This window comes from Deltaproteobacteria bacterium HGW-Deltaproteobacteria-18 (assembly GCA_002841885.1).
In the GTDB taxonomy this organism is placed as follows: Bacteria; Desulfobacterota; Desulfovibrionia; order Desulfovibrionales; family Desulfomicrobiaceae; genus Desulfomicrobium.
In genome coordinates this window covers 1-23,929 of record PHBE01000013.1, presented here as the reverse complement: position 1 = coordinate 23,929, position 23,929 = coordinate 1, and the positions used below count along the sequence as shown (strand labels likewise).

Annotated in this window: 20 protein-coding genes; 6 read left to right on the top strand and 14 right to left on the bottom strand. The window is 60.3% G+C overall.

All coding sequences use genetic code 11. From position 1 onward, the window contains the following. Nucleotides 1-3: 3 nt before the first annotated feature. From CVU60_12645 to CVU60_12605, 9 genes are all read right to left on the bottom strand, one after another. Nucleotides 4-2,301 carry an endonuclease MutS2 gene (locus CVU60_12645; GenBank protein PKN41050.1) on the bottom strand — a complete coding sequence of 766 codons (2,298 nt, stop codon included), beginning with the start codon at nt 2,299-2,301 and terminating at the stop codon, nt 4-6. A gap of 4 nt (nt 2,302-2,305) precedes the next feature. Then, on the bottom strand, nt 2,306-2,752 hold the full coding sequence (locus tag CVU60_12640; GenBank protein PKN41049.1) for a glutamyl-tRNA amidotransferase: 447 nt from the start codon (nt 2,750-2,752) through the stop codon (nt 2,306-2,308). After that, nucleotides 2,752-2,952: a 30S ribosomal protein S21 gene (locus CVU60_12635; GenBank protein ID PKN41123.1), complete on the bottom strand. Its 201-nt coding sequence runs from the start codon at nt 2,950-2,952 to the stop codon at nt 2,752-2,754. The genes CVU60_12640 and CVU60_12635 overlap by 1 nt, the downstream gene beginning before the upstream one ends. Nucleotides 2,953-3,106: 154 nt before the next feature. Beyond that, a complete protein-coding gene (locus CVU60_12630; protein ID PKN41048.1) occupies nt 3,107-3,280 on the bottom strand; it encodes a hypothetical protein in 174 nt (57 codons plus the stop codon). A gap of 18 nt (nt 3,281-3,298) precedes the next feature. Beyond that, nucleotides 3,299-3,571: an HU family DNA-binding protein gene (locus CVU60_12625; GenBank protein PKN41047.1), complete on the bottom strand. Its 273-nt coding sequence runs from the start codon at nt 3,569-3,571 to the stop codon at nt 3,299-3,301. A 258-nt stretch (nt 3,572-3,829) separates the two neighbouring features. Beyond that, nucleotides 3,830-4,714, bottom strand: a complete 885-nt coding sequence (gene rsmA, locus CVU60_12620) for a ribosomal RNA small subunit methyltransferase A (GenBank protein ID PKN41046.1) — start codon at nt 4,712-4,714, stop codon at nt 3,830-3,832. Further along, complete coding sequence (locus tag CVU60_12615) at nt 4,656-5,165, bottom strand: DUF2062 domain-containing protein (GenBank protein ID PKN41045.1); 510 nt, start codon at nt 5,163-5,165, stop codon at nt 4,656-4,658. Before CVU60_12615 ends, rsmA begins: the two co-directional genes overlap by 59 nt. Nucleotides 5,166-5,345: 180 nt before the next feature. Further along, nucleotides 5,346-5,852: a ferritin gene (locus tag CVU60_12610; protein PKN41044.1), complete on the bottom strand. Its 507-nt coding sequence runs from the start codon at nt 5,850-5,852 to the stop codon at nt 5,346-5,348. 29 nt (nt 5,853-5,881) lie between these two features. After that, complete coding sequence (locus CVU60_12605) at nt 5,882-6,397, bottom strand: thiol peroxidase (GenBank protein ID PKN41043.1); 516 nt, start codon at nt 6,395-6,397, stop codon at nt 5,882-5,884. 274 nt (nt 6,398-6,671) lie between these two features. Between CVU60_12605 and CVU60_12600 the strand changes: the two genes are divergently transcribed. Together CVU60_12600 and CVU60_12595 are read left to right on the top strand one after the other, a co-directional pair. Next, nucleotides 6,672-7,169, top strand: a complete 498-nt coding sequence (locus CVU60_12600) for an Appr-1-p processing protein (GenBank protein PKN41042.1) — start codon at nt 6,672-6,674, stop codon at nt 7,167-7,169. After that, nucleotides 7,078-8,334 carry a hypothetical protein gene (locus tag CVU60_12595; GenBank protein PKN41041.1) on the top strand — a complete coding sequence of 419 codons (1,257 nt, stop codon included), beginning with the start codon at nt 7,078-7,080 and terminating at the stop codon, nt 8,332-8,334. Before CVU60_12600 ends, CVU60_12595 begins: the two co-directional genes overlap by 92 nt. 8 nt (nt 8,335-8,342) lie before the next feature. On the opposite strand, the gene CVU60_12590 is transcribed toward CVU60_12595, so the two are convergent. Both CVU60_12590 and CVU60_12585 read right to left on the bottom strand, forming a co-directional pair. After that, nucleotides 8,343-11,831: a hypothetical protein gene (locus tag CVU60_12590; protein ID PKN41040.1), complete on the bottom strand. Its 3,489-nt coding sequence runs from the start codon at nt 11,829-11,831 to the stop codon at nt 8,343-8,345. A 71-nt stretch (nt 11,832-11,902) separates the two neighbouring features. Then, nucleotides 11,903-12,721 carry a hypothetical protein gene (locus CVU60_12585; protein ID PKN41039.1) on the bottom strand — a complete coding sequence of 273 codons (819 nt, stop codon included), beginning with the start codon at nt 12,719-12,721 and terminating at the stop codon, nt 11,903-11,905. Nucleotides 12,722-12,978: 257 nt separating this feature from the next. Here CVU60_12585 and CVU60_12580 point away from each other — a divergent pair, with 257 nt between their 5' ends. Both CVU60_12580 and CVU60_12575 read left to right on the top strand, forming a co-directional pair. Continuing rightward, nucleotides 12,979-14,319, top strand: a complete 1,341-nt coding sequence (locus CVU60_12580) for a phosphodiesterase (protein PKN41038.1) — start codon at nt 12,979-12,981, stop codon at nt 14,317-14,319. Then, the gene (locus CVU60_12575) at nt 14,292-16,466 is read left to right on the top strand and encodes a DNA helicase UvrD (protein ID PKN41037.1); all 2,175 of its coding nucleotides are present in this window, start codon (nt 14,292-14,294) and stop codon (nt 16,464-16,466) included. The genes CVU60_12580 and CVU60_12575 overlap by 28 nt, the downstream gene beginning before the upstream one ends. A gap of 66 nt (nt 16,467-16,532) precedes the next feature. Here CVU60_12575 and CVU60_12570 read toward each other — a convergent pair whose 3' ends face one another. Continuing rightward, a complete protein-coding gene (locus CVU60_12570; protein ID PKN41036.1) occupies nt 16,533-18,653 on the bottom strand; it encodes a sodium-independent anion transporter in 2,121 nt (706 codons plus the stop codon). Nucleotides 18,654-18,997: 344 nt separating this feature from the next. Further along, nucleotides 18,998-19,849 (bottom strand): universal stress protein, encoded by an 852-nt coding sequence (locus CVU60_12565; GenBank protein ID PKN41035.1) that lies wholly within the window; start codon nt 19,847-19,849, stop codon nt 18,998-19,000. A gap of 169 nt (nt 19,850-20,018) precedes the next feature. Between CVU60_12565 and CVU60_12560 the strand changes: the two genes are divergently transcribed. Both CVU60_12560 and CVU60_12555 read left to right on the top strand, forming a co-directional pair. Next, nucleotides 20,019-21,050, top strand: coding sequence for a tRNA (N6-threonylcarbamoyladenosine(37)-N6)-methyltransferase TrmO (locus CVU60_12560; protein PKN41034.1), 1,032 nt, complete (start codon nt 20,019-20,021; stop codon nt 21,048-21,050). A gap of 295 nt (nt 21,051-21,345) precedes the next feature. Beyond that, complete coding sequence (locus CVU60_12555; protein PKN41033.1) at nt 21,346-22,938, top strand: RNA helicase; 1,593 nt, start codon at nt 21,346-21,348, stop codon at nt 22,936-22,938. Nucleotides 22,939-23,059: 121 nt separating this feature from the next. Here CVU60_12555 and CVU60_12550 read toward each other — a convergent pair whose 3' ends face one another. Further along, on the bottom strand, nt 23,060-23,554 hold the full coding sequence (locus tag CVU60_12550) for a rubrerythrin (GenBank protein PKN41032.1): 495 nt from the start codon (nt 23,552-23,554) through the stop codon (nt 23,060-23,062). Between the last annotated feature and the right edge of the window lie 375 nt (nt 23,555-23,929).

The following is a 23,929-nucleotide window of genomic DNA, read 5'->3' as shown; positions in this document are numbered from 1 at the left end:
AATTTAATCTGCCAGGGCCACCTTGGTTACGCCGTCACCACCCTCATCCGCGTTGCCCAGACGAAAATCGCCGACAGCCCTGGACCTTTTGAGGTGCTCGTGCACCATCCGGCGCATGGCTCCCGTGCCCATCCCGTGTATGATCTCGACTTCGGTCCGGCCTGCAAGCAGCGCCTTGTCCAGAAACCGGGACAGCTCCGATTCGGCCTCATCGGCTCTCATTCCCCGCAGATCGAGTCGCAGGGGGGGCACCGGTGCAGGCGCGCTCCTCAGCACGACCTTTCCGCCATCGGACTTGTCCTTCGCCGCAACCTGCACATCAGCAAGGCCAACCCACAGCGAAACACCGCCCACATCAAGGCGCACTCGCTCTTTCTTGCCGTCGATTTCCCGCACCAGGCCCGTTTTGTTCCAGGGCAGATAAAGCAGGACCTGCCCTTGGGCAATGGCCTGGATGGAAAGTTTATGGATCGTCTCGTCCGTTTGCGACGTTTGAGCCACACTGTCACGCAACCTGGCGACCTCTTTCAGGGCCTCCTTGCGGCCCAAGCGGCCTTCACGCCACTGACGCATGATCTCCTGAGAGGCCTCGCGCAGTTCCTTTTGCATGCGACTTTTCTCTTGATCGAGCTTCTCCAGCTTGCGGGCAAACCTGAGTTCAAGATCCCGGGTACGGGCCCTGGCTTTGTCCAGTTCTTCTTCCTTGGCTGCCGCAAGGCGGTTGAGGCGCTCGAAAATCTCTTCGGCGTCGCCCGCATCCAGATACAGGTAATCCTGGGCCCGCGCCAAAATGGACTCGGGCAACCCCTGCTCCCGGGCCACATCAAGGGCCCGGCTGGCGCCAACCTGATCGTAGCCGAGCTTGAAGAGCGGCTTTCTGGTGTCCGGCGAAAAAATGACCGAAGCCGCGCGAACCCCGTCCTTGGAAAGCCCGTAAGCCTTGAGCGCGGGAAAATGCGTCGCCGCGCCGACCCAGGCCTGACGCTCGAGCAACCCGTCGACCACGGCCTGAGCCAGGGCTGCGCCCTGACTGGGATCGGTGCCGACTCCGAATTCGTCAAGAATGACCAGAGTACGCTCGTCGATCTTCGGCCAGACCTCGCTGAAATGACGAATCTGAGCCGTAAAGGTGGACAGGCTCTGTTCGATGGACTGCTCATCGCCCATGGATACCACAAATTTGTCCCACAGCGGCAGTGTGCTGCCCTCTGCCGCGGTGACGGGCAGTCCGGCATGGGCCATGAGGCCGAGCAGCCCGAGAGTCTTCAGACAGACCGTCTTGCCGCCCGCGTTGCCGCCGGTGATGATGAGCACTCGCTGCCCCTGCTGCAACTCAAGATCAACAGGCACGACATTGTCCTGCCCGAAAACCAGGAGTGGGTGCCTTGCCTGGTTCAGGGCCAACGGCGCGTCGGGGGCGATATCGACGACATGAGCATCGGTGTGGCGGGCAAATTGGCAAATGGCCAGCAGCTGGTCAAAGCGTATCAGCCCGTCGAAGGTGCGTTCGATGGCGGCCTGTTCGGCGCGGACAAGTTCGCTCAAAAAGCGCAGGACCTTTTGCTCTTCGGCGCGCTCCTCCTGCTTGTATTCCTGCAGGTCGTTGTTGAGTTCGACCAGAAAAAGCGGCTCGAAATAACAGGTTTCCCCTGTCTGGGAATAGTCGTGTACGATGCCCTTGAGGCGCCCTTTGAAATTGTTTTTGAGAGCAAGGACATAGCGGTCCGAGGAGATGGTCAGGAATTCATCCTGCAAGATGAACTGCAGATCCTTGTTCTGAAAGAAATCCTGAACTTTGCGGGTGCACATCTGGTGCACGCGTCGGATCTCCTGACGCACGGAATAGAGCTCAGGCGAGGCTTCGTCACGAATCGTCCCGTCAGGGGCGAGACAGCGCGACAGTCCGGACCAGGTCTTGGGAGGCAGGGTCAGCCCCGCAGCCAGGGCAGCCAGGCCAGGATAGCGCTCCGCGTCGGCGGGACCGAGGCGCTCCACAAGGGCGGCGGCCGCTTTAAGCATCTCCCAGAGTCCGATCAGGCCGTCCACGTCCAGAAAGGCCAGCGGGTTGGCGAGATACGCGAATACCCCGGCCACATCGGGAAAAACCGACAGGCGCACATCCTTGCTGGCGGAAAAATGAATAGCCTCCCGCACCAGGGCCGAACGCTCGACGATGCGGACAGGATCGGTTTCTGGCAAAAGCGAAAGGCAGGCATCCCTGCCCGCCTCACTGACCGCGAAGTGCGAAAGATGCTGCAGGACCTTTGGATATTCCAGCAGCTGCAATGTTCTTGAATCCATAGGATTACGACGAAAGCTTGGCGCGCACCAGCGCGCTGAGTTCCTTCCCGTCAACACGGCCGGCATGTTCGCCCAGGATGGCGTTCATGACCTTGCCCATGTCTTTCATGCCGGAAGCACCGATGTTCTGGATGGTCATGGTCACAGCCTCTTCCAATTCCTGCACGGAAAGGGCCGTGGGGAGGTAGGCGCGCAAAATGAGGTGCTCGCGCTCCTCGATTTCAGCAAGATCGATCCGTCCCGCGGCGCGGAACTGGTCGATGGATTCCTGACGCTGCTTGACCTGTTTGGCCACTACGTCCAGAATCTCGCCATCGGTCAACTCGCGACGGAGATCGACCTGCTTGTTTTTGACGGCTGCCTTGAGCATTCTCAAGACAGCCACCTCTTCAGTCTTTTTGGCCTTGAATGCGGTCACATAGTCCTTTTCAAGACGAACAGAAAGACTCATTACATCACCTGCATTTTACGAATCTTCTTCAGCAGTCTTTTCTTGGCCGCAGCTTCCTTCTTCTTCTTCTGGATGCTGGGTTTTTCGAAATGCTGACGCTTCTTCAACTCGGAAAGGATACCGGCCTTCTCTACCTGCTTCTTGAACTTACGCAGGGAGTAGTCAAAAGTATCGCTGTCACCCATGTATACACCTGGCAAACGGATCACCTCCCGTTCTCGATCTGGTCCTGCCACCTGGCGGCGAGCAGGAAACTTAGTCTTTTATGCAAACCTTGAAGGCATGGCAAGAAAAATCAGGGCAAAAAAAAGGGGCGCTCATGCAACCCCTTTTCAAAGCATCATGAAAATCAGGCTAGGAAAGCTTTTCCTTAACGGTGTCGGCCAGAGACTTCAGGATAACCACGCCAACTCCGCTGCCTATGATGAGCAGCACAGCGTAGAGCACTCCGAAAAAAATGGCATGATCAGGCTGCCACCAAGGCAAATCCTGGGGCAGCGGGCTCTGAACAGTTTCCCCATGCAGCATAGGTCCCCCTCGCGGTAATTACTTGATTGCGTCTTTGAGTTCCTTGCCGGGCCGGAACTTGACAACCTTGCAAGCGGGAATCTTCAGTTCTTCGCCGGTGCGGGGATTACGTCCGGTGCGAGCCTGACGCTCTTCAACCACGAACGTTCCAAAGCCGGTAAGGGTCATCTTCTTTTCGGTCACCAGGGTTTCCTGGACGGCCTTCAGAAATTCGGTCAAGGCGCGCTCGGCATTCGCTTTGGTCAATCCAGCCTTTTCCGCCATCTTTGCAACCAATTCAGCTTTCGTCATCAGTCTTCCTCCTTTGCAGTAAATTACCAACGGGTGCGTGAAACTCTCCAGAAGTCTCATGGCTCACAGCCGTCAACACTTGGCACATTCAGCCTGATCTTGAAATTTCCCGGACAACGGCTGCGACACTTCCTACTGGAAGGATAGAAACATGTCCATAGGGCTTTAACACTTGGCCCACCGCCCTTTCCGGCGCAAACGCTCAGTCGGCAGGCAAACAGAATTTCAGATGCAAAGTCAAGCTTATTTTCAAAAATACTACGGGAAACCCTGCTCTGACGGGCGTTTCGGGCTTCTTGGCCACTCTTTTTTGGGGTCTAGAACTCGCGCCAGGGATCGCAACGCATCCGGGCCCAATTCTTCGGGGCGGATTCGCCTGTCAACGCCCAGTTCCCCGCACCACGCCTCGACCGCCTCGGACCAATGGGCCTTCAGGATTGTGCCCAGCTGCTTGCGGCGCTGCTGGAAAAGAATCTTCACCGTCCAGGACAGGGCTGCAGCGTCTTCCCAGGCCGGATCGGGCCTGGGCAAAAAGCGCACAATGGCCGAATCGACCCTGGGCTGCGGGCGAAAGACGTGGGGCGGAACCGTGAACACGTATTCGCCCCGCACGAAGTTTCCAACCCATGCCGAAAGAGCCCCGTACGTCCGGCTCCCCTCCCTGGCCGTCAGGCGCAGGGCGACCTCCTTTTGAACCATGAAGAGCATGCTTCTCCAGGACCGGCAACGGCTGACCATCTCCCAGATCATGGGCGAGGCCACGTTGTAGGGCAGATTTCCAATCAGGGACAGACCGGGCAGATGTCGTGTTCCTTCCCAGCAAAAATCCAGTCCGTCGGCATGAACCACGCCAACGCCGGGGAACTCCGATTTGATCCAGCTCACCAGCTCCGAATCCTTTTCAAGTGCCATGACCGGGCCGTCGTGGCCGGCCAGAATGCGCGTCAGGGCCCCTCTGCCCGGGCCGATTTCCAGCACCGGGTCTCCCGGTGCGAGCTCAAGGCTGGCGACAATGCGCCTGCAGATGTTGGGATCGGAGAGAAAATTCTGTCCAAGGGAGCGCTTGGGGGCGAAAAAGGATGATCTATCCACGGCGGGGCATCCGTCGTTGCCGTTCGAGCCGACGCTTGGCGCGGCGGTCATGATAGATTAGCACCGCGCGCAGCGTGACGAAGTACGTGACCATGGCCAGCGGGATGCCGGCGATGAATCCGCCGAGGGTAGTGATGAGCAACCACTTCCAGCTACGCTGCAGAAGCTCCAGAAGCGGAAGGTTCACGAACTCGTGGATGCTCAGATGCGCAACGTCCATCGGCACGAAAACCTTGCCCAGCATGTACAGCAATGGAAAAATCAAGGCCCAGTTGAAGGGATTGCTCCACCAGGTGCCCAGGGCGGCGGCGATGACGTTGCCGCGCAGAACAAGGGCCAGGGCCACGGCTATGGCCATCTGCAGGGACAGGAACGGCAGTGCGCCGGCGAACACGCCCAGGGCCAGCCCCAGCGCGATGGACTCGGCGGGGGCCTTGATGCGCACGACGCGCAGGTATGTGTAGCGGCCGAGGCGCGCAATTTTAACCCAGAGTCTTTCCATGAATCCACATAAAAAAAGGCAGTTGGAACATCCAACCTGCCTTGGTTTTCGGCGTATGCAAGTAACCTTCGTCGTCGATGTATTGCCCGTCCGTGCGGATTGTCAATTCATTTCAATCCGCGCCGCGCCCGGCCCCGACGGTGGCGCAAAAGAAGGGGCAGGACCGACCTGCCCCCAACCTCATGCCACAGGAGGAGTGAACACTCTGGTGGCCATGTCCCTGTCCATCATAAAGAGGCCGCCGCCGTCGGAACCCAGAAGGCGCAGCTTCTGCACCACTTCGTTCACGCTGTCCTCTTCCTCGACCTGCTCTGCCACGAACCATCCCAGAAAACTGGCCGTAGCGTGATCCTTTTCCTCGATGGCCAGATTCATCAGGTCGTTGATGCGGCTCGTGATGTATGCTTCGTGCTGACGGGCGGCTTCCATTGCCGCCAGAGGGCTCTCCCACTCGAACTGAGGCTTCTCGATGGGCTGGAGGGTAACCCGTCCGCCTCGCTCGCTCAAGTAATCGAAGAACTTCATGGCGTGGAAGGTCTCTTCCTGGTTCTGAACCGTCATCCAGTTGGCGAAGCCGCTCAGGTTCTTGTCCTTGAAATAGGCCACCATGGCCAGGTAGAGATAGGCGGAAAACATTTCCGCGTTGATCTGATCGTTGATCGCTTTTTCCATATTGGCACTAATCATCGGGAACTCTCCTTGAAGACTGTTTGAAATTAGACCAGCTTTTTGACCGCTTCGAGCACCGCCGCATAGTCGGGCTCGTTCGTCAGTTCGGGCACGACCTGGACGTAGGCCACCTTGCCGCCTGCATCGACCACGAAGATCGCCCGGGCCAGCAGGCGCAAGCCGTCGATGAGCACGCCGTATGCCTGACCAAAGGACGCGGTCTGATAATCGGAAACAGTCTGCACGTTCGTAACGCCCGCGCTGCCGCACCAGCGTTTCTGGGCAAAAGGCAGGTCCATACTCACGGTCAGGATCTTGACCTTGTCGCCAAGATTCTGGGCTTCCTGATTGAAACGCCGGGTCTCCATGTCGCAGACCGGAGTGTCCAGCGAAGGAACTGCGGAAATAACCACTACCTTGCCCTTGAAATCGAAAAGGGACACGGGGCCAAGATCATTGTTGACCACGGTAAAATCGGGAGCAGCCATGCCGGGAGCGATCTCCGGGCCGAGCAGGGTCAGGGGATTCGCCTTCATCGTCACTACGTTATCTCTTTTGTTCATTGCGAGCTCCATTGTTTGAGGCCTCGGCGCCGTGGCCCTCCACGGCGAGACCGATCCGGCCGGTTTATCGGTAGCAGTTTGCAATCTAAGATTCGCATCCATTCACGCAAGGGGCAGGAGACATTTTTTCCAAATATTGCGCCCTCCGAGCGCGTTCTTGCTTTTGCATGGCAATCGTGCATGAGATTCAACTTGAAAAGCATGCAGCGCAAGGGCAGCCCAGTTCATCCAGGTCCGCAACCCGGAAGTTCTTTCCACGGGAAGGTTACTGTACATGCATCTCAAGATTGTCGCCGGAGACCTCCTCGACCAGGATGTCGAGGTCATCGTCAACGCGTGGAACCGCAACATCATCCCGTGGTGGCTGCTCCTGCCCCAGGGCGTGTCCGGCGCCATCAAGCGCCGCGCCGGGACCGGCCCTTTCCGCGAACTCGCGCGCCACGGGGCCATGCCACTGGGCTCCGCAGTGGCCACCTCGGCCGGCCGCCTGCCCTTCCGTGCGATCATCCACGTCGCGGGCATCAACATGTGGTGGCGCTCCTCGCCGAAATCCGTCCGAGACAGCGTCCGCAACGCCTTGGCCATCGCCCGGGACAAGGGTTATTTCTCCGTGGCCATGCCCCTGATCGGCGCCGGGTCCGGCAGCGGGAACGCGACCGAGATCGAAGCGATCATGCTGGATGAACTGGGCCGATGCGAATTCGAGGGAGAGGTACGCATCGTACGATTCGAGAAGTCCACCAGAGCGAACCGACAGGGAGGCAGGCCATGAACATCGTCCCCCGCGTCCTGCTGGCCGCTACCGTCATAGCCGCGACGGCGGGCCATGTCATCCTGACCGGCATGGCGGCAGGCATCCTGAATGCGTTGCTGCCCCCGGACCCGAGCCTTCCGGCCCTCACGGCCCTGTTCTGGAGAGCGCCCCTGGCCTTGCAGATCTCAACCGTCGTGCCGGGCCTCCTGGTCACGGGCGTCATCAGCACCCGCCAGAAGGCGGATACCGCCGTTCTGGCCGCGGTCCTGCAGTTCGGCTGGCTGCTGTCCTGCAGCATGTGGCAGGCCGCCGCATGGCTCGCGCCGTTTACCATCGATATCCACTTCATCGACTAGGAGGCACCATGAAGCCCATGCGCCGCTTTTCCACAGTATTTCTCGGCATGATCATGGCCCTGATCGCGGCATGTCCCTGCGCGGCCTCGGACCTCGTCGTCACCAGCCCCAAAACGCCTGTCGGCGGCGCCACCGACCCCAGCCTGTTCTCGATACTCAATCAGGCCGGCAACGGCACGCCGCAACTGAGAAGCAAGGAACCGGATTCCCTCCTTGACCCCGGCCAGCGCATCGCCGGGATCATGTCCCAGGCCCTGGGCCAGGACGACCTTGAGACCCTGGCCCGCTTCCTGGGTCCCCAAGGCCGAGCCGAGGGTTTCGCTGCAGACTTGGATCTCGGACAGGGGCTCACGCCTCTCATGCAGGTCCAGAGCCCCGAAGCTGCGAAAATGCTCCTGACCGCAGGAGCGCATCCCGATGCCGCCGACAGCCAGGGCTTCACGGCCCTGCACCACGCCGTGACCCATGACCGCGCCGTGGAGATCGTCCCGATTCTCCTGGCGGGCGGGTCCGATGTACAGGCCCGAAACGCCGACGGACAGACGATGCTGAACCTCCTCAAGGTCGTATTCATCGAATTCCGGGATTATGAACAGGGACGAAAACTTCTGGGCATGCTGGTCCGCGCGGGAGCAGACATCGACGCGCGGGACAACCAGGGCTACGGCCTGCTGCACGACGCGGCAGGCAACGACAACGCCCCGCTGGCCCGGGCCGTGCTCGCCCTGGGCGCGCGCAGGGATCTCCCCAATGCTGACGGAGACACTCCGCTGGCCATCGCCCGAAAAAGGGGATCACACGAGGTCGAGGCCCTGCTGGAAAAGTAAGCAGAGGCTTACCGCAAACGGTAAGGCACGTCGCCGATAACCCCGGCGATGCCGTTGGGAAGTCCCAGCACCCAGCCATCGCCCTGTTGCGAAAGGGCTCCCTGCACCGTCTTCGCCTTGGACGTCTGGCGGGTCTGCTTGCGCGAACCGCTCACGCTCACGGATTCCGTGAGCGTGCCGATTTCAAGCAAGGCTTCCAGACCTCGGACAGGCCTGAAATTCAGCGTATATATCTTGCTGTACGAGGCAAGCCCCTGAACATACCCTGCGCCCCAGTCAAGCCTGATCACGCACTGGACCGGACCAGTCAGTTCCCACTGCCCGCTCGCGCCTCGGGCCACCGCCACATCGGAGCTATCGAAGGAGATCGACTGCAGTTTTTTGCTCCTCAGGTGCTTGTCCAGAAGGCTGGACCTCGCCTCCGGGTCCAGATTGCCGCGCAGCATTTCAGGCGCTGGAGCATCCGGCGTCGCATTTCCACTGGCCAGGGCGCGCGCACGAGTCATGAGATCAGCGTTGATCCTACATGAGGAAGATTCGAACTGTCCGAGCAGGGCGCGAACCCGCTCCACGTTGTTGCCCTGGCACGCGTCAAAGAGCGCCTGCCCCAACCGCTGACAGCGCGCCGTCTCGATTTCTCTTCCGGCCTCTGCAGCCCAGCCGCAATTTGCAGCCTGTCGGACTATTTCGCGGGCCTGTTCAATGCCGCCCTGCTGCAGGGCTTGCTGATATCGGGCACGCAGCAAATTGCAATTTCTTGAAGCCGCAAACTCGGCGGCCTGGTTGCGGCAGACGCCTGCATCGTTCACAGCCTCCTGAATTCGGCCCCTGTATGTCTCGGCCAGTTCCAGGAGAAACATGATCAGTTCCAGCTTTTCGCGCGCCTCATCAAGCGCCGGTGATTCCGTGGGTACAGCCGCAGGCTCTCCCGTGAAGCGGGCTCTGAGCGCAGCATCGCGCCGGCGAAGCTCCTCAAGCCTGTTCGCGATGACATCAGGACAAGCGGACGCATCGGCCAGATGCTCCTCGATCCGCTCCACCAGAGCTTCCGCTTTGGCGAGACCCTCATCGGCCTCATTCGCGCTTATGAACAGGGCATCTGCAATATCCTCGACCTCATATACCATCTCCCAGAGTTGATCCAACGTTAGCCGGACAACCCCGACAATGCCGGCAAGTCGGGCAAGTACCTCCTGACGGCGCGCTTCGACCAGAGGAGGCTTGGGCCGCGCATCAGGCTTGCCCTGAGCGTTGCTCTTTTCAAGGCCGGTCCAGGCTTCCCTGGCCTCGCGCACAAGGGAATCCATTCTGTCCATATCCGCATCCGAATCCGCAATCAGGCCCGCAAGCTGTTCAAAATCGCGGTTTATCTCCTTCGTAACGCGGTTCACGTCTTCCCCGGACACCTGCGCTTTCAGCCCAAGGAGGCGCTGACACAACGCCGCGGCCCGGTTCTTGGCTTCGACACTGGAGTCGCCCACGCGCACGGTGATGATTTCGGCCTTGTTGTGAGCGGATTGCAGAATCTGCATGGTCGGCATTACGTCATCACCGACCGGCCGCGAGCCCGGCTGTTCCCACTGATCAAGCACCTGCTCATCCGCTCCGAGCAGTCGCTCCAGTTCACCAATCAAGGCCAGCCCCTCCCGGCATCGAGCCTGGACTTCGACCGCCAATCGGCGGGCTTCCTCCTCATGTGACGGGAGGCCATGCAAGGCGCAGGTCTCCACCAGCCCTCGCAACTGAAACAACTGCGCCACAAGGGATGTCTGCCCCCCGCCCCGACCGGCATCGACGGGACAATCCAGCCTGATCTCCGCCAATCCGGCAAGCCGGCGGGAAATCTCATCACCGAGCTTTTGCCCGACGCCATCCATGTACATGAGTTCCCGTTCAATGGCTCCGAGGCGGTCTTCGTAATCACCCGGATGATTGCCCGGCATCCGCCGAGGCTGGAAGGCGGCAATGTACTGCCCAACGGAAGAAATCATCTCCAAGGCTTTGTCCCGGGCATCCTGAGGAAGCCCGTCCTGCGCCCTTTCTCGCAAAAAAAGCTCGAATCGTCGCCAACGGGCCATGAATACCTGCAAGGTCTTCCGATAATCCTCGTAGGCCATCCTTGCCGCCCAGGCGCTCATGACAGCATCCTGATACGTGTCATCAAAAGAGCCATACAGTGTTTGAAGCTCCCTGGCCTGTCGTGCATCATCAAGCAGGGCGAGCCACGGCCCATACGACGGGAGCAAACGCAATTTCGTATCCAGCTGGACATACACGCTCCAAAGGTCGCCAGCCTCCCGCAATGAACCGCATTGGCTGGCGCGCATCAGTGCTTGCCTCAATTCATCCCGCAAAGCTGCTTCACCATTCCGGGCCCCCGCCTCCCCTGCATTCCTGCAGAATTCGGCCAGCCTTTGCTGGACCCAGGCGGGGGCCAGAAAGGAATCCAGGGCCTTGCCCAGCGCTTCCCTGCTGCTTCGCGCCTTCAGATAGGACTCGTCGGCGTCCCCCCAGGCCTGGAACAGGTCTTCTCCGGCCACCAAGAGTTGCTTGTCAAACTGCTGCCTGAAGAGATCAAGCCGTATCTGCAGCCCTCTCATGGAGCCGTCCCAATTTTCCCTTCCGGCGACGGCATTGTGCTCTGCCATGCGTTGGTTGCTCAGAGCGTCCTCATGTGATTTCGAAAGCTCTTGCAAAAGAGCGTGTATTTCCTGGATTGCCACGTAGTCGGCATAGGCCAGATATCCGATCGTGGCCGTACTGCCCACGATCAATTCCCCCAGAGCCGCATCCTTCAGAAAATGCCATCCGAGCTGTTGTCCCATGGTCGCCAGCAATTCCATCACGGCCTTGGACATGGCGAAACTCAGGCCGTAATCCTTGGCGCATTGGGTCACAGCCTGACCTTGCGCCTGACAGTTGATCAAATGTTGCAATGCCTGCAACGTATTCAAGAGCTTGAGTTTGCCAACATGGTCGTTCGGGTCGAGCTGTTTTTTAAGCACCGGCTCCGCAACCTGAGCAAAAGTCAGCCGGGGAGCCCTGATCGGCTTCAGCTGCCCCTGCACGACAGCGACATCCCTTCCGCCCGGGGGCCCACCCCGATTCTCCAGGGCTCCAAGCTCAGTCGGTGTTCGAGGATAATTTCTGCGGACATAATCACGCACGCCTTGGACATTTCTATCGCGCCAGACGTTGATCAAGGAGTTGTCGACCTGACGATACGTCCACCCGGACGTACCGAGCGAAGGAGCAGCGTCAATAGCGCCCAGCCGCGAAAACTTTGAAATACCGCTCAGCAGCTCGCCGGCCCGTTCCTTGACCCATTTGTACGGAAGCAGGTCCGGAGCCGGAGAGGTCGCCTGATCGCTGCCTCGCGCGGTAAAACGCAGCGTCTCCCACCATAAGCCGTCTTCCTGCTCCGACTTTTGGGCACAAAAAACGGTAACGGATCCCGCCGCAAAAAACAGGAAATAAAAAAACAGGATCGCTACCAACCTCTGCTTTCGACAAAAACACCTGTCCCCTGTGCTTCCAAATGGCATGTCTCCGGCCTCGCTGCACCGCGTCATGGGGCAACCTTCATGTCCGGGTCAAAGAGCGACCCGGAGCGATCGAATGTCTCAAGAAATCTCGCCGCGCCTTCGAGATCCGGAGGCAGGGACGATGCCGGTCCGACGGTCCTGATGACGGCCTTGAGCCCCTTGCGCGGACGCACCGGCCCATCCGGTGCGCAGATCGTGCGGTCTCCCTCCACCGCCGACACTTTCCATTTTCCAGCCCCAAGTTCCTTGCCCGAACTCAGCACCAGAAATGCCTCCACCGTCTGGCCGGGGCGGGCGTGAACGCCCTCCCCCTGCGGCAGAGCGACGACAATTTCCTGGCCCCGCACTTCGTCCACGATTCCGGTCAGAATCTCCGGCGCGGGAGTGTCGTTGAAAATCAACCCGGCCTGGCTAGCTTCGTCACCATGACCATAAACATGATCCTCGTGCGTCTTTACGGAAGCCGCATCCGAGGGACGATCTTGTCCGTCCCCCTTCCGCGCCACACGCACTTGCATGCCCCGCATCGGTTCGGAAGTCAGGGTCAGCGGCCGGGCGGTGATTCTTTTCCCCTGCACGGTTACGACTTCGTAGACTCCAAGGATCATGGGCATAAGATCGGCCTGATACATAATCTCGACCCGATCTCCGGGATGCAGAAAATCCGTCCTGGAAACTTCAATTCCCACCACATGGGCAGCACCGACCTCCACGACCACGGCATCAACCTCGTCGGACGGAAACTCCTCTCCCAAGAACTCCAATGCTTGGGCAGGCCGGGCTGTAGCCAAGAAAAAAAAGAAAGACACGAAAACAAGCCATTCGCACGATTTGATTTTCATCTTTCTCCTCCGACCCTTGCCCGGTGCTGGGACCTTTCATTGCAACGCATAAATCATAAGCGACGGCCTTTTGCAGCAAGCATGGACTTTGTCCAAGGCGATGCTTTATTTCCACAGGTCGAAGCGTCCAATATATGTCTGGATTTGTCATGTTCTGTACATGACTTTTCAAGACGCTGGCAAGGTTATCCTCAGGCCAGTCTCCACCTGCCACGGCCTGCTGGCCAACCGGCACGCTCCCTGCTACACCGCCCCCCATGCACGCTCCCCGACTGGTTTTTCTCGGCCTTGACGGCCTGCCGTGGTCGCTGGCCCAAAATCTCTGCGCCCAAGGCCTGCTTCCGAGCCTCGCCACCATCGCGGGATCTTCCGGGTGCCGGGCCATCCGGGCCGAGCTGCCCGAACTCTCGCCCGTGAACTGGACCAGCCTCTTCACCGCCTCAAGCCCCGGCGAACACGGGGTTTTCGGGTTCACGCACATGGACCCTCAAAGCTATGAACTTCAGTTTACGGACTTCACCCATGTGCACGGGGCCACGATCTTCGAGCGACTGGCGGACAAAGGCCTCTTCGCCAAGGCCGTTAACATGCCCAACCTGGCTCCGGTGCGCCCCATGCGGGCCATGCTCGTGGCAGGGTTCCCCGCGCAGGACCTGCAAACTTCCGTGCATCCCCAAGCCCTGGCGGGCATCCTGGCCGACCACGAATACACCATCGAGGCCGACACCGTGCGCGGGGCCACGGACCCGGGCTTTCTGCTCAAGGACCTGCATCGCTCCCTGGCCTGCCGCGAAAAGGCCCTTGACCTCCTGTGGCCGGATCTGGCCTGGGATCTCTTCTTCTTCGTGCTGACGGAGACCGATCGCCTCGGCCATTTTCTCTTTCCCGCCCTGGTCGAGCCCTATCACCCCTGGAGCTCCGAAGCCCTGCGCTTCATGGCCGCCTGGGACCGCCTCATCGGAAAATTCCTCGAACGCTATCATGACCTGCCGGATCCCAAGCGCCTGCTGATCATGGCCGATCACGGCTTCACGACCCTCACGCAGGAGGTGGACCTCAATGTGTGGTTGCGCGACCAGGGGCTTCTGCACCTCTCCCGCCAGCCCGCCAGCGAGTGGGACACGCAGGCCATGGCCCATTCCACGCGGGCCTTTGCCCTTGACCCGGGGCGCATCTACCTGCACACCAAGGAGCGTTTTGCCCGCGGCAGCCTCTCCTGCGCCGAGGCGGACCAACTCGGCCGGAACCTGATCCGCGCCCTGTCCGGCCTGACCCACGACGGCCGCAAGATCATCCGCCACGCGCACCTGGGCCGGGACCTCTATCATGGCTCAATGGCCCATCTCGCCCCGGACCTGGTGCTGGTCCCGGAGCCCGGGTTCGACCTGAAGGGCAAGTTCGGCCGCACCGGCATGTTCGGCCATTTCGGCCGCCAGGGCATGCATACGGCCGACGACGTGTTTTTTTACGATTCCATGGGCGCATCCGCCCGCACACCGACAGAGGTCGGCCAGGCAATTCTGGACCACTTCGACATCCCCGCCGCCACCTTTGGGGCCTTAAAGACATCATGCGCATCGACTATCAAAACGATCTGAATCCAGCCCAATACGAAGCCGCGACCACCCTGGACGGACCGATTCTGGTCATCGCCGGAGCCGGCTCGGGCAAGACCCGCACCATCGTCTACCGCCTGGCCCGGCTGGTCGAATCCGGCGTGTCCCCGGCCGAGATCCTGCTCCTGACCTTCACCCGCAAGGCTTCCTCGGAGATGCTGCACCGCGCCGAAGGCCTGCTGGGGAACCAGGGTCTGGGGCACGTGCGCGGCGGAACCTTCCACGGTTTCGCCTATTCCCTGCTCAAGCAGCATGCGGGGTTGCTGGGATTCGAACGCGGAGCCACGGTCATGGACCGCTCCGACGGCGAGGAGATACTGAGCCAGGCCAAAGACCGTCTGAAGATCGGCAAGGGCGACCGCAAATTTCCCAAGCGGGCCACGGTGCTGGGGCTCTACAGCAAGAGCCGCAACAAGGAACTGACCCTCGAACAGGTGCTGCGCCAGGAGGCCTATCATCTCGGGGCCTACGAGGACGACCTGACCCGTCTCCTCGAAGAGTACGAGCGCATCAAGCGCGAATGCGGGCTCCTCGACTACGACGACCTGCTCTTCCTGCTGGAGCGCCTGCTGACCGAGCACCCGCACATCCGTGAAGCGGTGACCTCGTCCATCTCCCACATCATGGTCGACGAGTACCAGGACACCAACCTCGTACAGGCGCGGCTGGTGCGACTTCTGACCAAGCCCGGCGACACCAGCCCCAACGTCATGGCCGTGGGCGACGACGCGCAGTCCATCTATGCCTTTCGCGGCGCAAACGTGCGCAACATTCTCGATTTTCCCAAGATATTTCAGGATACCCGCGTCATCAAGCTGGAGCAGAACTACCGCTCCACCCAGCCCATCCTGGAACTGACCAACGCCATCCTGGACGGCTTCCGCGACAAGTTCGCCAAGCGCCTCTTCTCCGAGCGCACCGACACCCGCCTGCCCGAACACATACTGCCCTTCTCGGACCGCAGCCAGGCCCGCCTGGTCACGGCCAAGGTGGTGGAGCTTTCGCGCATCTACCCCCTCGACCAGATCGCCGTTCTTTTCCGGGCGGGGTATCAATCGTACCATGTGGAAGTGGAGCTGAACAAGATCGGGCTCGGCTTTCGCAAATTCGGCGGAATAAAATTCTCGGACGCCGCGCACATCAAGGATGTCCTGGCCTGTCTGAGGCTCAGCCAGAACACCTCGGACCTCCCGGCCTGGCAGCGGATACTGGGCAATGTGCCGGGCATTGGCCCCAAGAGCGCGCAGAAAATCCATCACGCGGCCATGATCAACGACCAGGCCTTTATCAAGGCACAGCGCACCAAGCGTCCGGCCCTCGACGACCTCCTGCGCGTGCTCGACACCCTGCGCACCCAGGTCATGCGCCCTTCCACGGCCATCACCTTCGTGCTCGAATACTATCTGCCGGTCCTGCGCGAAAAATTTCCCGACGACTACCCGCGCCGCGAGGCAGGGCTCGAGGAGCTGACCCAGATTTCCCTGAGCTATGACGATATCCCGGCGTTTTTGGGCGACCTGAGCCTGGACAGCCCCGACGCGGAAGAGGACCGGGGCCAGGCCGTGACTCTGTCCACGGTCCATTCGTCCAAGGGCCTGGAGTGGGATGCCGTGCTGGTCATCGATCTGGTGGAGGACCGCTTCCCCTCGCGCCACGCCATGAACGACAACGACGACTTCGAGGAGGAGCGGCGCCTTCTGTACGTGGCCTGCACACGCGCCCGCGACAGTCTGACCCTCTTCTCCCCCGAGACCCTCTACAGCCGTGAGCTTTCGGCCACCACCCCGGCCAGGGTCAGCCCCTTCCTGCAGGACATCCCGGCCCACCTGCTGTCCCGCTACCGCGAGCAGTTCACGGGCGGCGTCGGCCTGCAGACTCTGCCCACGCCCCGCCGCACACCCGAGAGCGCATCGCCCCAGATCTCCCGCCCGGGGCTGGGCGACGATTTCGCGGCCCCAGCGCCAAGATCCGCATCCAGCACCCAAACCCCGGTGCAGGGCACCTACTGCCGGCACAAGATCTTCGGCCGCGGCAAGGTCGTCCAGCGCGTGGAGCCCAACAAATACAAGATCAACTTCCCCGGATTCGGGCTCAAGCTGATCATCGAGGATTTTGTTGAGCTGGAATAAAAAAGTGGGGCGCATCCGTCGGATGCGCCCCGCTTTGATCTCGTGGCCGGAACTTTCGGATGCCCGTCAGCAGACCATGACCTTGACATAGGCGAAAAGCGCGTCGTCCTCCACTTCCTGACCAAGCCGGGCAAAGATGGCCTTCAGGGCCTGACATTCCGTGGCGAAGACGTTTTCGTCCCCGATGCGATCATAAAGCCCGGTGGCCCGCATCACGTCGAGAACCTGCTTCTTGAGCCCCGAAAAGACGATCTGCACTCCGGTCTCGCGCAGTTGCCCCACAAGATTCTGCAGCATCTCCTCCCCCGATGAATCCATGGAATTGATGGCGTCCCCGACCACAAGCAGAAATTTCGATTCCTTGTGATCGGCCACGGCCTTCAGCACCATGTCCTCGAAATACGTCACATTGGCAAAATACAAGGAGCCGTCGAAACGCATCACGGTGACCAGGGTCGAGGTGGCCAGGGCATGGTGCACGCTCACGTCCCGCAGGGTTCCGTCGGTATAGCGCCCGAGCACCGCCACGCGCGGAGCCATGGTGCGATAGAGATAGAGGCCGATGGACAGGGCCGCGCCGGCCATGATGCCCTTGTCCAGATGCGGTGCGGCGAGCAGCGTCACGGCAAAGGTCACCAGGGCGACAACTCCGTCTCCGCGGTTTGCCCTCCAGGTGTGCATGAAGGCATGGGGCGTGATCAGGCTGGTGACCGCCATGACGATGATCACGGCCAGCACGGCCTTGGGCAGATGGTAAAGCAGGGGCGTGAAGAACATGAGGGTCACGGCCACGAAAATGCCGTTGAAGACCATGGCCAGTCCCGTTTTGGCCCCAGACTGCATGTTGATGGCCGAGCCGGTGAAGGATCCGCAGGCAGGATAGGCCTGAAAAAAAGACCCGCCGATGTTGGCCAGGCCCTGACCGATGAGTTCCTGGTTGGGGTCGACATGCTGCCGCGCCTTGCTGGCCAGGGCCTTGGCCATGGAGATGGACTCCATGAAGGCGACCAGTGCGATGATCAGGGCCGAAGGCAGCAGCTGCATCACGGCGTCGAGGCTGAGCGTCGGGATGGTCAGGGCCGGCAGTCCCGCCGGGACCGGTCCGACAACATCCCCTCCGCCGATCAGCTTCATGACGCCATGATCGACGCTTTTGATGTGCCAGGCGCGATCATCGGTCCGCATGCCCGCCGGGATTTCGCCCAGCAGGTACAGACGCCCAGTCATCTCGCCCTCGGGGCGCACGAAGCGCAGTTGCCGCACGCCACGCAGAAGCTCGTTGTGTCGCCGCTCCAGGGAGCGCATGTCCAGACGGGCCAACTCGGTCTGATGCCGCAGCCCTGCGGCCATCCACACGGAGCCTTCCTTTTCCGCCTGCCGCTGCCGCGCGGAAAGATCGGTCACCTCGCCGCCCAGATGTTCCATCCGCCGCAGACTCTCTTCGTACTGGACCACCAGCTCCCGGGCCCGGGGAGTTGCCAGATCGTCCAGCACGGCGGTTCCGCGCTGATCGTAACCGACGGCAGCACTGACCAATATGGTGATGACCACTGCGACAAGAACGCTGGCCTTGGACAGCGCCGGAATCCTCTTGATAACGAGAATGAGGGCCAGTCCAAAGAAGGTCATGGCCAGGGTCGGCAAATGGGTCTGCGGGATCAGCCGGAGCATCTCCCAGACATCTCCCAGAAAAAAATCGCTGCGGCCCTTGGGGATGCCCAGCAGCAGGTCCAGCTGTGACAGCCCGATGATGATGGCGGCCGCGTTCATGAACCCGAGGATGACCGGGTGGGACACGAAATTGACGATGGTCCCGAGTTTGACCACTCCCAAAAAGAGCTGCACGAGACCAACCAGAAGGGTCAGAAGAAGGGCGAAACCGATGTATTCAGGCGTGTTTGAGACTGCGAGCGGAGCTACCGCAGCTGCGGTCATGAGCGAGACGATGGCGACCGGCCCCGTGGCCAGCTGTCTGGACGATCCCCACAGGGCCCCGACGATGGCCGGCACGAAGGCCGTGTACAGCCCGAAATACAGGGGCAGGCCCGACAGCTGGGCGTAGGCCATGGCCTTGGGAACAAGCACCAGAGCGCCTGTGATCCCGGCCATCAGATCGGCCCGCACCACCAGCGCGCCGAACGGGAACCACGCGAGAAAGGGAAAGAATCGCAAAAGCCTGACCGACATGAGACCATTCCTTGTCAGAAGATTCGAAAAAGAAAACCCCAAGGCCGTACCTGCCGCTCAGTCAAATTTTCCTATTGAAACCGGAGTCCGTTCAAAATTCGTCCTGGGAGGTACGCTTGGCTGACTGTTCAATAATTACAACGCCCAGGCTGTTCCACAACGGTGAGATGCGAGGAACAAAGAAAGCACCTGCCGCTCAGTTAAATTTTCCATTGAAGCCGGAGTCCGTTCAAAATTCGTTCTGGCAAGGCGCGAGCCGATTCTGAAGGGCGATGTGTAGCGGCCTACATGAGCCCTTCAGAATCGGGGAGCAACGCAGTCCAGAACGGATTTTGGACGGGCTCCTAGGCGGTGACTACCAGTACGGCGCAGTGCGCCCAACCGCAAACCTCCTTGGTCACCCGGCCTCCGAACATCCTGGGCAGAGGCCCCGAAACCATGCCGCCGATCATGATCATATCCACATGGCGCTCCTCGGCGGCCCGCACGATGATGTTCGAGGCATGCCCGACTCCGGCCACGGCCTCGAACTGAACGTGCGGCCATTTTTCCCGGCCTCGGGCGCAAATGTCCTCGACCATTTTCCTGGCCTCAACCAGACCGCTCTCCCGCCGCGCGACAGCCACGAAGATCAGCCGCTCCAGGGTCACGCAGCAAAGCCCAAGGCTCAGGGCCTCCTCGACGGCCAGGCGGCTGTTTGCCGAATCATCCACGGCCACCAGCACATGGGCCCCGGTCATCGTGAAATCCTTGGGGAGCATGAGCACCATGGGAAACCCGAGTCCGATGACCTTCGACGTCATGCTGCCCACCATGAGAAACAACCTTCCGGCCCGGCCATGTCGACCCATGAGGATGACATCGGCCTCGCGCATCCTGGCCTGTTCGACGATGGCGTGCTCGGGCACCGAGGACCCGACCACCACGGTCTCGCATTCCACTCCGCTGTCCCTGGCCATCTTGCGGACGTCCTCCATGTACGGGGCGATCTCCTGCTGGGCGCGGGTGACCTTGGAGTTGGCGGACTTGAGAGATTCGACATCGATCTTGACCACGTGCAGGACGATCAGTCGGGCACCGCAGGCCTGGCCGAAAAAAATGGCCTCCTGCAGCGCCCCATCACTGAAAATGGAGCCGTCCGTGGCCAGAAGCAGGGTCTTGGCTTCACCCAGGAGACTGGTGGAGAAGCGGTTCATGCGCGCTCCGATGTTATGGTTGAAAACGTCTCAAGTGCTACCCTTTTCGCAATTTCAATACAAGCATCGCCCCAAAATTCACTAGGGAACATCCCTGAAATTTTTGCCCGAGAAGCAGCAGAAGGCATGGAACGGATAATTCGGAAACACCCTGCATTTGACGGGCAAAATGACGGGCGGTAAGCATGCTCTTCCAAGGTCAAAAAACCGCAGCAAGGATATTCTCATGCTCCCTCGCGTCATCGGCACCGTCCGTTCCCATCTCGTCAGTCGCGATCAATGCCCAAAATACGGTGACGCCTCCATGCCTCCGGTCTGGATCGAGCTGAACCCGGATTTCGAGCCTGCGGCCACGGATCTTCAGGTCGGAGACGCCATCCTGGTTTTGACCTGGATGCACAAGGGCGACCAGAGCGTGCTGCGCTGCCACCCCCAGGGAAACCGCGATTTGCCCATGCGCGGCATATTCTCGACCCGCTCCCCCGATCGTCCCACGCCCATCGGCCTGCATGCGGTACGCATCATCGGTCGCGAGGGGCTGCGCCTCAAGGTACATCCTCTTGAGGTCATCAACGGGACTCCCGTCATAGACATAAAGCCCGACAACGCGCCTTCCCCGGCCAAGGCCGAATTCTCGTCCCTGGTAAACCCCGAAACGGGCCAGGCCATTCTCGACGCCGGGCGCGACGGTTGGCTGCGCGGACTCTTCGCCGGATTCAACGGCAACGTGAGCATGCGCCAGGGAGAACGCGTCGTGATCACGGCCACCGGCAGCGCCAAGGGGCATCTCGCCCCCCGGGATCTGGCAGTGGTCGACCTGGCCACTGGCGCGCCGCTGACATCGGCGCGGGCATCCTCGGAGCTTGCGGTGCACCTCGAAGTGTATCGCAATCAGCCCCTGGCGCAGGCCATCGTGCACACCCACCCGCCGAAGCTGCTGGCCCTGTCTTTGCGCGGCGAGATCCCTCTTCTTGATCTGCCACTCTTCGAAGGCCGGGTCTTCGCCGACAAGCTGACCCGCGTGCCCGCCCATCACCCCGGCACGCCTGAACTGGGACAGGCCGTAGGACTGGCCAGCCGGGAATTCGAGGCAGTGTTCATGGACAACCACGGCCTCGTCTGCCGCGGGGAATCCATAATCCAGGCGCTGGGCCTCTCCGAAGAACTGGAGAGCCTGGCCGGAATCGCGATGCAGCGCTGAGCCAGATGTCCGAATCGGGGGCGAGTCGAAATTCGCCCCTCTTTTTCATTTCTGCCAATATTTCAAAATAATCTCTTGCCAAGCCCGAAACTACAATATATATACCCCGAGCATTTCTTGGGGAGATCCCTCCTTTTCCGCACGACCTTTCTTGAGCATGTTCGCTCTTCGATCCGGTTCCACACGTTTTCGAAATGCTTGTTTCCCGCCTTGGACAGTCGGCCTCACGGTAAGGGCCCGGTTCCAGAGCCGGGTATTCTTTTGACCGCGAGGCCCTTGCCCGCAAGGTATTACAATGACTACATTTTCTGATCTAGGCTTATCCGAACTGACTCTCCAGGCTCTGTCCCGCAAGGGGTTCGAAGAGCCGACCCCCATCCAGATCAAGACCATTCCGGCCGTAATGACCGGCGAAAACGACATCGTCGCCCAGGCCCAGACCGGCACGGGCAAGACCGCCGCCTTTGGTCTGCCGCTGCTCGAAATGCTGGACCCGGACGTCCGCACCGTGCAGGCACTCGTATTGGCCCCCACCCGCGAACTGGCCATCCAGGTGGCTGAGGAGATCAACTCCCTGCGCGGCGGCCGGACCATCAACGTCGCCCCCATCTACGGCGGCCAGTCCATGGAAATTCAGCTCCGCAGCCTCAAGAAGGGCGTATCCGTGGTTGTCGGCACACCGGGCCGCGTGCTCGACCATCTGCGCCGGGGCAGCCTCAATCTCTCGGGCATCCGCTTTCTGATCCTCGACGAGGCCGACGAGATGCTGAACATGGGTTTTCTGGACGACGTGCTGGAGATCATGGAGCAGACGGCCACCGAAAAGCGCACCATGCTCTTTTCCGCGACCATGCCGCCTGAAATCCTGCGCATCGCCAAGAAATACATGGGCGACTATCAGGTCATCAGGGCCGAATCCAACCAGTTGACCGCCCCCCAGACAGACCAGATCTACTTCGAAGTCGCCATGAGCGACAAATTCGAGGCCCTGTGCCGGATCATCGACATGGAGTCGGACTTCTACGGACTGGTCTTCACCCGCACCAAGGTCGACGCCGACGCCGTGTCCCAGCGTCTCATGGAGCGCGGCTACGACGCCGACACCCTGCATGGCGACATGTCCCAGAGCCTGCGCGAAAAAATCCTGATCAAGTTCAAGAAGAAGCTGGTCACGATCCTGGTCGCCACCGACGTGGCCGCGCGCGGCATCGACGTGCACGACCTGACCCACGTCATCAACTTCGATCTGCCCCACGATCCGGAAGCCTACGTGCACCGTGTCGGCCGCACCGGCCGGGCCGGCAAGCAGGGCATCGCAATCACGTTCATCACGCCATCCGAGTATCGCCGCCTGCAGTTCATCAGCAAGCACGCCCGCACGGACATTCGCAAGGCGCGGCTGCCCAAGGTCTCCGATGTCATCGACATGAAGAAGGGACGCATCCGGGCGGAGCTGCAGGAGATCATGACCACGGAGCCGGAGCTCGAGTTCATGGGCATGGCGCAGGAACTCCTCGACCAGAGCAAGCCCCGCGAAACCCTGGCCGCCCTGCTCCAGTACATGTTTCAGGAAGAGCTGGACGCCTCCAACTACAAGGAAATCGGAGACGCCTTTGTGGTCGACAAGACGGGCAAGTCCCGACTTTTCGTAACCCAAGGCCGCAAGGATGGCATGACGCCCAAGCGCCTGCTGACCTTCCTTGGCGACAAGTGCAACATTCCGCCCAAGAAAATCTGGGACATCCAGATCATGGAAACCTTCGCCTTTGTTTCCTTGCCTTTCCATGATGCCGAGAGGGTCCTGGCCATGTTCAACAAGGGCAAAGGCACGGAACTGGCCTTCACCAAGGCCAAGGCCCGTCCGAGCGCCCCGGCTCCCAGAAGATAGCGCCGGAAAAAATACGCAAAAAAGGCCGTGCAGCGATGCATGGCCTTTTTCATTTGAAAAGCCGCACTTCCTAAAAAGGGAGCGCGGCTTTTTCCATCAGTATCGGCAGGGCTCAAATCCCCTAGGCTACAACGCCGTATGCCTTGGGCATTGCTCCGCAGATCGGACACTTTTCGGTGGGCTCGCCTTCGTGGATATGACCGCAGATGCTGCAGACATAGTAATCCACTGCCGCCAGCTCGCCCATCTGATCCGCGGCCTTGGAGTAGAGGTTCGCATGGCATTCCTCGGCCTGGTTGGCGAAAACGAAATATTTTTCGGCAGCCTTTTCACCTTCGGCCTGGGCGTCGGCGATCATGCCCGGATACATGGACTTGAATTCATGCGTTTCACCAGCCACGGCCTCTTTGAGATTCTCGGCCGTGGAACCGATGCCCTTCATGAGACGCAGGTGCGCATGGGCATGGATGGTCTCGGCGTGAGCCGCAGCCCGAAACAATCTGGCAACCTGGGGCAGTCCCTCTTCTTCAGCCTTCTTGGCGAAAGCCAGATACTTGCGGTTGGCCTGGGACTCTCCGGCAAAAGCCTCTTTCAAATTATCAGTTGTCTTGCTCATCGGTATTCTCCTTTGATGTTTTTGTTATCAGGAATAATTCTCATCTTGCTAATAAATGAAGGCTCAAAGTGCAAGCACTTTTTTTGTTTTAGGTTTTAAGTGTTAGGTTTTACGCTTTAATTCCCCGCGACTTGCCTATTGCACTTTATCCATAGAGACTCAAGCCAATAAGAATTCTGAGAGCATTTCGGCAGATCTCAAGGCCCGCTGTCGGCATGGTCTTGAGGCGCGTCGGCTGTCTGACTGAGCCAGGCATCGTTTGTTGAGTCGTTGCCCGTGCGCTGCCTGAAGTATCCGCCCTGCACGCAACGACTCAACTCTACGAGGCCAGCGAAGGAGTTCCGGCGGGTCTCAAGGCCATGACGACAGCGGGCC